The 12,421-nt window shown below is 45.9% G+C and carries 7 protein-coding genes, 1 tRNA gene and 3 rRNA genes; 8 read left to right on the plus strand and 3 right to left on the minus strand.

What is annotated here, in order from left to right; genetic code table 11:
• The 4 genes from BDE27_RS00005 to rrf form a co-directional block, all read left to right on the plus strand.
• Nucleotides 1-461: ribosomal RNA gene (locus tag BDE27_RS00005) — 16S ribosomal RNA — on the plus strand; the annotation flags it as partial.
• Nucleotides 462-543: 82 nt separating this feature from the next.
• Nucleotides 544-622: transfer RNA gene (locus BDE27_RS00010), tRNA-Ile, on the plus strand.
• Between the two features lie 271 nt (nt 623-893).
• Nucleotides 894-3,811 (plus strand): 23S ribosomal RNA (locus BDE27_RS00020).
• Nucleotides 3,812-3,892: 81 nt separating this feature from the next.
• Nucleotides 3,893-4,008: ribosomal RNA gene (gene rrf / locus BDE27_RS00025) — 5S ribosomal RNA — on the plus strand.
• A gap of 57 nt (nt 4,009-4,065) precedes the next feature.
• Here the strand turns inward: rrf and BDE27_RS00030 are convergent.
• Entirely contained in the window at nt 4,066-4,731 is a 666-nt protein-coding gene (locus tag BDE27_RS00030) for a GntR family transcriptional regulator (protein WP_167450505.1), read from the minus strand.
• A 406-nt stretch (nt 4,732-5,137) separates the two neighbouring features.
• Between BDE27_RS00030 and BDE27_RS00035 the strand changes: the two genes are divergently transcribed.
• The 4 genes from BDE27_RS00035 (at nt 5,138) to BDE27_RS00050 (ending at nt 11,548) form a co-directional block, all read left to right on the plus strand.
• Nucleotides 5,138-5,917: a LamB/YcsF family protein gene (locus BDE27_RS00035; RefSeq protein WP_099130883.1), complete on the plus strand. Its 780-nt coding sequence runs from the start codon at nt 5,138-5,140 to the stop codon at nt 5,915-5,917.
• A 27-nt stretch (nt 5,918-5,944) separates the two neighbouring features.
• A complete protein-coding gene (locus BDE27_RS00040; RefSeq protein ID WP_099130882.1) occupies nt 5,945-7,573 on the plus strand; it encodes a 5-oxoprolinase subunit B/C family protein in 1,629 nt (542 codons plus the stop codon).
• Entirely contained in the window at nt 7,570-9,351 is a 1,782-nt protein-coding gene (locus BDE27_RS00045) for an acetyl/propionyl/methylcrotonyl-CoA carboxylase subunit alpha (RefSeq protein WP_208638544.1), read from the plus strand. The genes BDE27_RS00040 and BDE27_RS00045 overlap by 4 nt, the downstream gene beginning before the upstream one ends.
• A gap of 94 nt (nt 9,352-9,445) precedes the next feature.
• A complete protein-coding gene (locus tag BDE27_RS00050) occupies nt 9,446-11,548 on the plus strand; it encodes a TonB-dependent receptor domain-containing protein (RefSeq protein ID WP_099130881.1) in 2,103 nt (700 codons plus the stop codon).
• A 95-nt stretch (nt 11,549-11,643) separates the two neighbouring features.
• On the opposite strand, the gene frdD is transcribed toward BDE27_RS00050, so the two are convergent.
• Nucleotides 11,644-11,997: a fumarate reductase subunit FrdD gene (gene frdD / locus BDE27_RS00055; protein ID WP_099130880.1), complete on the minus strand. Its 354-nt coding sequence runs from the start codon at nt 11,995-11,997 to the stop codon at nt 11,644-11,646.
• 16 nt (nt 11,998-12,013) lie between these two features.
• Entirely contained in the window at nt 12,014-12,409 is a 396-nt protein-coding gene (gene frdC / locus BDE27_RS00060; RefSeq protein ID WP_099130879.1) for a fumarate reductase subunit FrdC, read from the minus strand.
• Nucleotides 12,410-12,421: the final 12 nt, after the last annotated feature.

Consider the following 12,421-nt stretch of genomic DNA (forward strand, 5'->3'; position numbering starts at 1 on the left):
TGTTGGGTTAAGTCCCGCAACGAGCGCAACCCTTATCCTTTGTTGCCAGCACGTTATGGTGGGAACTCAAGGGAGACTGCCGGTGATAAACCGGAGGAAGGTGGGGATGACGTCAAGTCATCATGGCCCTTACGAGTAGGGCTACACACGTGCTACAATGGCGGATACAAAGAGAAGCGACCTCGCGAGAGCAAGCGGACCTCATAAAGTCGTCGTAGTCCGGATTGGGTCTGCAACTCGACTCCATGAAGTCGGAATCGCTAGTAATTCGCAGATCAGAATGCTGCGGTGAATACGTTCCCGGGCCTTGTACACCACCGCCCGTCACACCATGGGATGGGGTTGCAAAAGAAGTCGGTAGCTTAACCTGTAGGAGGGCGCTGACCACTTTGTGATTCATGACTGGGGTGAAGTCGTAACAAGGTAACCGTAGGGGAACCTGCGGTTGGATCACCTCCTTAACCGAAGATGGTGAAATGTGAGTGTTCACACAGATTGTCTGTAGAAGGAGAGGACCAAAAGGCAAACCACGGGAAACGGAATAGGCTTGTAGCTCAGGTGGTTAGAGGCGCACCCCTGATTAAGGGTGAGGTCGGTGGTTCAAGTTCACTCAGGCCTACCAACTTTTCTGTCCGGTTCAATGGGCTATAGCTCAGCTGGGGAGAGCGCCTGCCTTGCACGCAGGAGGTCAGCGGTTTCGATCCCGCTTAGCTCCACCAATGACTCTTCTTAATAAAAACTATTTCGGAACACATTGAAGTCAGTGTGTTGTGAAATTTATGCTCTTTAACAATCTGGAACAAGCTGAAAAATTTGAAACAATCGATGTTGTTGAATGATAACATTGATGAGTCTCTCAAAAACTCCAATCTGAAGACACCTTCGGGTTGTGAGGTTAAAGCGGACTAAGCGTACCACGGTGGATGCCTAGGCAGTCAGAGGCGAATGAAGGACGTGCTAATCTGCGAAAAGCGCCGGTGAGCTGATATGAAGCGCTATCAGCCGGCGATGTTCCGAATGGGGAAACCCAGTGCAATCCGTTTGCACTATCCTTACCTGAATCCATAGGGTAAGGAGGCGAACCGGGGGAACTGAAACATCTCAGTACCCCGAGGAAAAGAAATCAACCGAGATTCCCCCAGTAGCGGCGAGCGAACGGGGAGGAGCCCAGAGCCATCAGCGATATGAGTGTCAGGAGAAACGGTCTGGAAAGGCCGGCAGTAAAGGGTGAGAGCCCCGTATCCGAAGACACTGGTATTGTGAGCTCAACGAGTAGGGCGGGACACGTGGTATCCTGTCTGAACATGGGGGGGACCATCCTCCAAGGCTAAATACTCCTGACTGACCGATAGTGAACCAGTACCGTGAGGGAAAGGCGAAAAGAACCCCGGCGAGGGGAGTGAAAGAGAACCTGAAACCGTGTACGTACAAGCAGTGGGAGCCTTGATTTATCAGGGTGACTGCGTACCTTTTGTATAATGGGTCAGCGACTTATATTCTGTAGCAAGGTTAACCGCATAGGGGAGCCGCAGGGAAACCGAGTCTTAACTGGGCGTTAAGTTGCAGGGTATAGACCCGAAACCCGGTGATCTAGCCATGGGCAGGTTGAAGGTTGGGTAACACTAACTGGAGGACCGAACCGACTAATGTTGAAAAATTAGCGGATGACTTGTGGCTGGGGGTGAAAGGCCAATCAAACCGGGAGATAGCTGGTTCTCCCCGAAAGCTATTTAGGTAGCGCCTCGTGAAGTCATCTTCGGGGGTAGAGCACTGTTTCGGCTAGGGGGTCATCCCGACTTACCAACCCGATGCAAACTGCGAATACCGAAGAATGTTATCACGGGAGACACACGGCGGGTGCTAACGTCCGTCGTGAAGAGGGAAACAACCCAGACCGCCAGCTAAGGTCCCGAAGTCATGGTTAAGTGGGAAACGAAGTGGGAAGGCTCAGACAGCCAGGATGTTGGCTTAGAAGCAGCCATCATTTAAAGAAAGCGTAATAGCTCACTGGTCGAGTCGGCCTGCGCGGAAGATGTAACGGGGCTAAACCATGCACCGAAGCTGCGGCAGCGACACGAATGTGTTGTTGGGTAGGGGAGCGTTCTGTAAGCCGGTGAAGGTGAACTGTGAGGTTTGCTGGAGGTATCAGAAGTGCGAATGCTGACATAAGTAACGATAAAGCGGGTGAAAAACCCGCTCGCCGGAAGACCAAGGGTTCCTGTCCAACGTTAATCGGGGCAGGGTGAGTCGACCCCTAAGGCGAGGCTGAAAAGCGTAGTCGATGGGAAACAGGTTAATATTCCTGTACTGGCCATAATTGCGATGGGGGGACGGAGAAGGCTAGGCAAGCCGGGCGACGGTCGTCCCGGTTTAAGTGTGTAGGTGGGATAACTTGGCAAATCCGGTTATCCAGGACACTGAGGCACGATGACGAGGCATTACGGTGCTGAAGTTGCTGATGCCCCGCTTCCAGGAAAAGCCCCTAAGCGTCAGATTATGGTCAATCGTACCCCAAACCGACACAGGTGGTCAGGTAGAGAATACTCAGGCGCTTGAGAGAACTCGGGTGAAGGAACTAGGCAAAATGGTGCCGTAACTTCGGGAGAAGGCACGCTGGCGTTAGGTGAAGAAACACGCTTTCGGAGCCGAGGCCAGTCGCAGATACCAGCTGGCTGCAACTGTTTAATAAAAACACAGCACTGTGCAAACACGAAAGTGGACGTATACGGTGTGACGCCTGCCCGGTGCTGGAAGGTTAATTGATGGGGTTAGCCGCAAGGCGACGCTCTTGATCGAAGCCCCAGTAAACGGCGGCCGTAACTATAACGGTCCTAAGGTAGCGAAATTCCTTGTCGGGTAAGTTCCGACCTGCACGAATGGCGTAATGATGGCCAGGCTGTCTCCACCCGAGACTCAGTGAAATTGAACTCGCTGTGAAGATGCAGTGTACCCGCGGCAAGACGGAAAGACCCCGTGAACCTTTACTATAGCTTGACACTGAACCTTGAGCCTTGATGTGTAGGATAGGTGGGAGGCTGTGAAATGTGGACGCCAGTCTGCATGGAGCCATCCTTGAAATACCACCCTTGAATGTTTGATGTTCTAACGTCGGCCCGTTATCCGGGTTGCGGACAGTGTCTGGTGGGTAGTTTGACTGGGGCGGTCTCCTCCCAAAGCGTAACGGAGGAGCACGAAGGTTAGCTAATCACGGTCGGACATCGTGAGGTTAGTGCAATGGCATAAGCTAGCTTGACTGCGAGAGTGACGGCTCGAGCAGGTGCGAAAGCAGGTCATAGTGATCCGGTGGTTCTGTATGGAAGGGCCATCGCTCAACGGATAAAAGGTACTCCGGGGATAACAGGCTGATACCGCCCAAGAGTTCATATCGACGGCGGTGTTTGGCACCTCGATGTCGGCTCATCACATCCTGGGGCTGAAGTAGGTCCCAAGGGTATGGCTGTTCGCCATTTAAAGTGGTACGCGAGCTGGGTTTAGAACGTCGTGAGACAGTTCGGTCCCTATCTGCCGTGGGCGTTGGAAGATTGCAAGGGGCTGCTCCTAGTACGAGAGGACCGGAGTGGACGCACCACTGGTGTTCGGGTTGTCATGCCAATGGCACTGCCCGGTAGCTAAGTGCGGAAGAGATAACCGCTGAAAGCATCTAAGCGGGAAACTTGCCTTAAGATGAGTCTTCCCTTGTCCCTAGAGGACACTGAAGGAACGTTCGAGACGAGGACGTAGATAGGCCGGGTGTGTAAGCGTTGCGAGACGTTGAGCTAACCGGTACTAATGACCCGTGCGGCTTAACCTGACAACACCGAAGGTGTTTTGGGGTTTGAGAGAGAGAAGTTTCAGAGAAAGCGGGCTTGTTCGGGATTGAAAACAGAATTTGTCTGGCGGCAACAGCGCGGTGGTCCCACCTGATCCCATGCCGAACTCAGCAGTGAAACGCCGTAGCGCCGATGGTAGTGTGGGGTCTCCCCATGTGAGAGTAGGACACTGCCAGACATTCAATCAGTCAGAGAAGCCATCCGTTACCGGATGGCTTTTTTGCGTTTAATTTTTTTAGGGTATTTGGTTATTTTTACGTGTATAAGCGGCCAATATCGCCCTTTCTGATAATTTCAGGTAATCTTTCATTGTCTTGGCGGCTTGTTCATTTTTTCCTGAATTGAGTAATTCCAGAATATGCGCGTTTTTATCGATATAAGGTGCATACAAAAGCTCAGGATCATTTAAAATACCAAAAGCCAGACGCAATTCTGCGGAAATATTGTGATAGAAAGCGATCAACCTATCACTATCAGTTAATTCTACGATCGCGGCATGAAAGTGCATATTTTCTGTTCCAGCACCAATCCAATCTTGTTGTTTGCGACATTGTTGAGCGACTTCAACGGCTTGTTTCATTTTGGCAATACTGGGATGCATTGGATAAGCCTGAGTAAGTGCCTGACATTCAATTAACTGTCGAACTCGATAGATATCAATAATGGATGCAATGTCGGGAGTTGCGACAAACACGCCACGATTAGGTTCATGTTTCAGCAGTCCTTCTTGCGTGAGAAGGCGGAACACTTCACGTAATGTATTTCGTGAAATTGCAAGCTGTTCACTCAACGCAGCTTCTGATAGTCGTTGCCCAGGTAATAACTCCCCAACAACCAATTTATTTCTGATGGTTTCAGCGATTCTTTTGCTCAAAATTTGGGGAGAATGGTTTTTTTTCATAGTCATCCGTTAGATTTAATGGCTGATAACAAACACCTTTAAAGCGTATACGAAAGCGAATCTTCACATATTCCTCGATAACCAGCAAGTTACAACTATCGAACCAATATAGGGCAATATTATTGTGTCCATTGCACCTAAATTGTGCATATTGACGATAAATCCAACGCAGAATGTTAATAAAGTGATCTCTATTGGATTTTGAAGATCGATAATACAAATTTGTTTGCTTATTTCCTCAGCAGGTCTTATTTATTGTTCAACAATATATTCATTTTAATCAAACAATCTGCTTCTTTAGTTTCACAATATTAAAAAACAATAAGTTATATTTTTACGTGGTACATGGGCGCCATGTCTGTCGGTTCAATCTTTGAGTTTTTGAAATCAGCTTAGGGAAATCATCATGATAAAAACAATCGATTTAAATAGTGATCTCGGTGAAAGTTTTGGTCAATGGCGCATGGGAAATGATGAAGAAATACTGGGTATCGTTAGTAGTGCTAACGTTGCTTGTGGTTTTCATGCGGGTGATCCGGTTGGAATTTTGCAAACATTGAAATCAGCGCAGAGAAATAATGTAGCAATAGGTGCCCATGTTTCTTATCCCGATTTGGTTGGTTTTGGGCGACGTAAAATGGATATAGCCAATGATGAACTCACCGCTGATGTTATTTACCAGATTGGTGCCTTGCAAGGATTGGCTACGGTGGCAGGTACTAAAGTGAGTTATGTCAAACCTCATGGCGCGCTTTATAACACGATCGCAAATGACGAATATCAGGCAATTGCTGTTATTGAAGGAATTCTGGCGATAGATCCCAACCTTGCATTGGTTGGTCTGGCGGGATCAAACATTCTCAAATTAGCTCAGGAAAGCGGACTGAGAACCATAGCAGAAGCGTTTGCTGATCGTGCTTATACCTCACAAGGGGAGTTAGTTTCCCGTCGTGAAAAGGGATCTGTTTTGTATGATGCCGATCTCGTTGCTCAACGCATGTTGCAATTGGTGACAGAAGGGGGAGTTGAGTCAATTGATGGCAAATTTACCCCTATTCAGGCGGATTCAATTTGCGTGCATGGTGATACTCCTGGTGCGGTAGTGATGGCAAAACAGGTCAAGGCAGTTTTGCAGCAGGCGGGAATGACTATTTGGCCATTCATTTATAAGTATGGATCGCATTGATATGGTTAATCATTTTGGGAGATAGCCTTGCGTTTTTTACCTGTTAATAGCAACACCATAATGGTTGAATTGAGTGGATTGGAAGAAACACTGGCTCTGCTTGATTCACTGAATATGGCACCTATTTTGGGGATTGAAGAAATTATTCCGGCAGCGAGAACGCTGATGGTCCGTTTTCGGCCGACAAAAATCTCAATCCAACAATTGGCGGCAGAAATCAGTAGCCGGGATTTGCAAGAGCACAGTCATACAACAGGAAAAAGCGTAGAAATTCTTGTGCATTACAACGGTGATGATCTCGCATTGGTTGCGGAAATATTGGGATGTCCCGTTCAGGAGGTTATCCAGCAACATACTGAAAATGAATATACTGTAGCCTTCACTGGCTTTGCCCCTGGGTTTGCCTATATGGTATCGAATACCTCACAATGGAATATACCTCGCCGAAAAACCCCCAGGACACGCATTCCGGCAGGTGCGGTTGCATTAGCAGGGGAATTCAGCAGCATTTATCCGCAGGCAAGCCCCGGAGGATGGCAGCTTATCGGCATTACGACCGAACGTATGTGGGATCTTTCCCGCCCATCTCCGGCCTTATTGCAACCGGGTTATCGTGTTAACTTTCGAGATGCTGGGCGTCATCCTACAACAATTAGTTTACCTGAAACGGGTTCACCCGAAACTAATCCGCTTGAAACGCCGGACAGTAACATCGCCGCTGCTTCATCGGTTTCCTGTTATCTGGAAATTTTGTCTGTGGGATTACAAACCTTATTTCAAGATCTGGGGCGGGTTGGTCAGGCAAAATTGGGGATCTCAGAATCGGGAGCAATGGATAAAAGTGCTTTGCGCAGCGCAAACCGTATTGTTGGTAATCCCTCTGACCAGGCTTGTCTGGAAATCGTTCAGGGCGGGTTTAAGGCGATCGCATATAGACAGATGCTGATTGCGATTACAGGAGCGCCATGTCCAATAGAGATCAAAACGCCATCGGGTGAAATATTACAAGTGAATACTTACCAACCAATTGATTTAAACGATGGTGATGAAATTTCCTTGGGTATTCCTGTCTCTGGAATGCGTTCTTATTTATCGGTACGTGGCGGCTTTACTGTTCCAGCCATTTTATCCAGTCATTCATTTGATACTCTGTCCAATATTGGGCCTGCTCCGTTGAAAATGAATGATAAATTAATTGTCGGTGAAACATCCCACTGTGTAGCGATATCTGTCTCTGAAACTCTGGCTTTTGATATGCCAAATAAAGATGAAATCGTAGTATTGGACGTCATATTTGGCCCGCGTACAGATTGGTTTACGCAAGAGTCCATCGACTTATTGAGCAAACAAATTTGGCAGGTAACACCTCAATCCAGTCGGATTGGTTTGAGGCTAAATGGTGAATGCTCACTATCGCGAATTAAATTACAAGAACTACCCAGTGAAGGAACATGCACAGGGGCGATACAAATTCCTGCCAGTGGGCAGCCGGTACTATTTTTGGCTGACCATCCATTGACTGGAGGATATCCGGTGATCGCTTCAGTAGCCGATTATCATCTCGATCTTGCTGGTCAGATCCCCGTCAATGCCAAAATTCGGTTCAACCCCATTAGCCAATTCCATGAAATTCAAGGGAGTAGTGATTTTCCATGAACACCGCTGTGAACAATTTAAATAACAAGATTAATAAGAAAGTGCTGATTGCCAACCGTGGTGAAATTGCTGTTCGGATCATTCGAGCTTGCCGCGATTATGGTGTACAGACAGTCGCTGTCTATGCGGGTGTCGATATCAACGCACAACACGTCCAACTGGCTGATGAGGCTTATGCTTTGGGAGGAAATAGCCCTACAGAAACTTACCTCAATATTCCTCGTTTGCTAGATGTAGCGAAGAGATCTGGGGCAACCATGGTACATCCAGGTTACGGTTTTTTGTCTGAGCGAGCGGAATTTGCTCAGGCAGTGATTGATGCGGGTTTAACTTGGATTGGCCCTAACCCTGAAACGATTGATGAGCTGGGAGACAAGGTTAAGGCGCGTAAGATAGCCCAGAAAGTGGGAGCGCCGTTGGTTGTCGGGACATCTGAGCCAGTCAAAAATGAACAGGAAGTTATTGCTTTTGCGGAACAGTATGGCTTGCCGATTGCTATCAAAGCGGCTTTTGGTGGTGGTGGACGAGGTTTGAAAGTTGCCTGGCGCATGGATGAAGTTGCAGAACTTTATCACTCCGCGGTACGTGAGGCGACAGCGGCATTTGGTCGTGGCGAATGTTTTATTGAGCAATTTTTGGATAAACCACGCCATATCGAAGTACAGGTCATTGCGGATAAACAGGGTAATGTGGTGGTACTTGGCACCCGTGACTGCTCTTTACAACGTCGTAACCAAAAGTTAGTGGAAGAAGCGCCCGCGCCATTTTTAACTCAGGAACAACGAGAATATATTCATCAGTCAGCAAAAGCCATTTGTGAGGAAGCTAATTATGTGGGAGCTGGCACAGTAGAATTTTTACTGAGCACAGAGGGAACATTTTCTTTCTTGGAAGTAAATACTCGCTTACAAGTGGAACATCCTGTGACAGAAGAGACAACAGGTATTGATCTGGTTATCGAGCAGTTGCGGATAGCGGAAGGTTATCCATTAAGCATTCAGGAAACACCGATCCCAAGAGGGCATTCGTTTGAATTTCGTATTAATGCGGAAGATGCGGCTAAAGGTTTCCTGCCAACATCAGGCACAATCACCGAATTTATTCCGCCTGCTGGCCCTGGTATTCGTCTGGACTCGGGTGTGATTAATGGCTCTACAATTCCGGCCACCTTTGATTCACTAATGGCAAAATTAATTGTCACAGGGTCGACTCGAGAACAGGCCATTGTTCGGGCACGTCGGGCATTGAAAGAATTTAAGATCTGTGGCGTAGCCTCCGTTTTGCCTTTCCATCAAGCGGTAATGGCGCATCCTGATTTTATTTCTGGTGATAAATTCAATGTCTATACCCGCTGGATTGAAACAGATTTTGTGAATGAACTAGAGGCTTCATTACGTCAGTTTCCGCATGAAGATAAAAATATTACCCGTACTTTTATTGAGATCGATGGCCGCAGGCATGAATTGGGATTGCCCCCGGATTTATTGGCGGGATTGGTGAATTTAGCCCCTGTGGGTGAACAGCCGTTTTCGTCACCTGTCATAAAGGAAAAACTGCGGGAAGATCCCCGTCAGGTAAAAGCTCCTATTTCCGGTATCCTGCATTCTTGGACGATTAAAGAAGGTGAGCAAGTCAGTGAAGGCGATGTGATTGCCGTGATGGAAGCCATGAAAATGGAAGTACAAATCAATGCTCATCGTTCAGGAAAAATCACATTCTGTTCCCAGACAGGGAATTATCAGGATGCAGGAAGTATTCTGGCTAATATAGGTGAGTAATTAATATACCTCATTCTCGTCTTTAAAGTTATTTACATTTCTCTTAGAAATGTAAATAATAATGCTTCTCAATAGTATTTTTGCCTGAAAATAAATGTCTAAAATTACCAAAATTTACGCTAGCCTGGCGAAAAGTGGCCTGTGTGTTCCTTTGATGTCCGCATCTATGCTGACAGTCGCTATCTCTACCAACGCATTTGCAAATGCTGAAAATACGACTAAGAAATCGACTAATACTAGCGATACATTGGTTGTTATTGCGGATAACAATGCCCAAGGTGAACCAGAAGATAGAAAAGTCAGCCGTAATGAAATCAGAGTTAAACAAGCACAAAGTGTCGGTGAGATTTTAAAGAATGTACCGGGCGTACAAGCCGGTCACCCTAGCGCTTTAGGGCAACGTTTTAAAATTCGTGGCATGGATGATCAATTCATCAACGTGACGATTGATGGCGCAAGGCAAGAAGGATATCACTTCCACCATGCAGGAAATTATGGCATCGATCCTGAAATGTTGAAGCAAGTTGATATAAAAGTCGGTAGTAACAGTATTACCCACGATATCGGTGCTATTAGTGGTGCATTAAAATTTGAGACTGTTGATGCCGGTGATCTGTTAGAGCCAGGACAACTCTTTGGCGCTAAAGGAAAATTAAACTACTCAAGCAATGGTTCTGAATTCCAACAATCCTTAGCGACCTATGGTCGATTGGGTGCTGCTGATTTGTTAGGTTACTTTACCCATCGCAATATGCACGACTCTAAATCTGGCAGAGATAATAGCGGGCGAGACTCAATCCCGACAGATGGAAGGTTATTCAATTACTTATTAAAAGCGAAATTTAATCTGACAGATGAACAGTATATTAATGTATCAAAAGAACATTATAAAAATGATGCGGTAACCAATCATAGGTTAAATTTTGGTAATGATGTCAGCCCTAAAGTAAATAACGGAAATAAAGCGAAGTACGCTATTGATCGTGATACCCACAGTATCCTTTATGGATATACGCCAGTTGATAATGACCTGATTGATCTAAAACTAACCGCTTATCATACTAAACAAACCTCTACCCATATGAAGTCTGTAAGCGGAAATGGGAAAGGATTCGATAGTTTTGTTAAGACCCAAGGTATTAAAGTTCGTAATATTTCTAGTTTTGATACCCAAAAGTTGGCTCATGCTTTAACTTATGGATATGAATATTTTGATACCAGAATGGGATATACGGATGTAACAGAGAATGCATATAAAAAAGAAACAGAAAGAGGAAATGCATCATCTGTTTATTTAGAGGATGATATTCAATTGGCTGATTTCCACATCATACCGGGTGTTAGATGGGATCACTACAAATATCACACTATTAATAATAATGAATCTTTTGACAGAACCTATGCTCGTTTCTCAAAAGCACTCGGATTAAAATACGAGTTTGGGGCGTCCACAACATTATTTGCCAACTATACCGAACTATTTAGGGGGCCATTAGGTAAAGAACTGGGTAGGGGATTAAGCGACCATAGTAATAACCTGAAAGCCACAACGGGTTATAACTTGGAAACGGGTGTGGCAGGTACTTATCCTGGTGTTTTTGCTGACAATGACTCGCTGGTTGTATTAGGTAAAGTATTCCAAACAAACTTTAAAAACCTGTCTACAACTTTAGCCAAGAATGAGCTGCATAATATCCCGAAAGCCAGACTGCAAGGGTTTGAATTAGCGACGAGCTATAAACTGGATAATTTGTCTTTAAAAGCCACTTATGCCAAAGTCAATAACAAGATTATTGAAGGTAATGGGCTGTTTGATAAGGCCTTTACCAGAGGATTAGAGTTTGGACCATCAGTGGGTGACTCTATCACAGTAGGTGGTAGTTACTTATTTGACACAACTGACATTGAACTTGGCTGGAATACCCGCTTTGTTCTGTCAAAGAACTCAAAAGGTAAAGACACAAATGAGAAGAAAGAAGCCATTGTTGTTGATGTACATAAACAGGGATATGGCGTAAGTAATATGTATGTCTCTTGGGCGCCAAAAACCGGTGTATTTAAAAATACTGAACTCCTGTTTGGTATCGATAATATGTTCGATAAACGCTACAGAGAACATTCTTACTACTTGGGTACAACACCAGGACAAGAAGAGAAAGGCCGCACATATAAAGCGACAATTTCTTATAAGTTCTAATGAGCATATCTTAAAGGTTGCAAAAATACCTTTCGTAACAAGTCTGCGGTTTATCCGCAGACTTTTTTCAGGATAGCTTGCCAGAATTAGCGCAATTACAGCGTAAAAATCCCAATTAAAGCAATAACAGTCAAAATCGCGGCTGCACCATAAAACACCCACTTACTGGCGGGAACATGGATTTGCAGATCGTGCATACCATGATGCAGGCGGTGCAAACCACACCATAAAGGCAGGCTAATCATCAACAGTAAAAAGATGCGGCCAATAAAACTCTGGCAAAATGTCAGGATGCGTTCATAAGAAAGCGCTTCTGGCGCCAATCCCAGTGGCAGCAAGATACCCAGCAGCAGAATAATTGCTGGCCCAACAATCGCGCTCCACATACCACCGGCACCAAACAGCCCCCAGAAAATCGGCTCATCGGAACGTTTAGGTACTTGATTCATCGGATCCTCCTTGGGATTAGAAAAACAGTGCTATGTCGAGAATTACGGCGGTAACAATAATAGTGATTGCCCATAGAAACTTGATAATCGGCCTTGGTGGCATTTTCTCATTCTTAACGATGATATTGAGTGCCTTGGGAGCTAGCTCAAACCAGGTTTTGGTATGCAGTAATGTAGCCAGCAAAGTGATGATATTAATCAGCAGCACCAATGGATTTTGCAGAAAAGAGACAAACCCAGCCCAGCTTTCAGGGCCACCTTTCAGGGCAAACAGACCGTAAAGTACCAAGATACTGAACCAAACGGTGGGGATGGCTGTCCCTTCACGTAACATATAGAAGCGGTAAAAACCCAGTTTACGCCACCAATTAGATTCCATACCGCGCACATAAGGCTTACGTTTTGTCGTCATTACTCTCTCCTC

The organism is Xenorhabdus ehlersii, from assembly GCF_003610465.1.
GTDB lineage: Bacteria > Pseudomonadota > Gammaproteobacteria > Enterobacterales > Enterobacteriaceae > Xenorhabdus > Xenorhabdus ehlersii.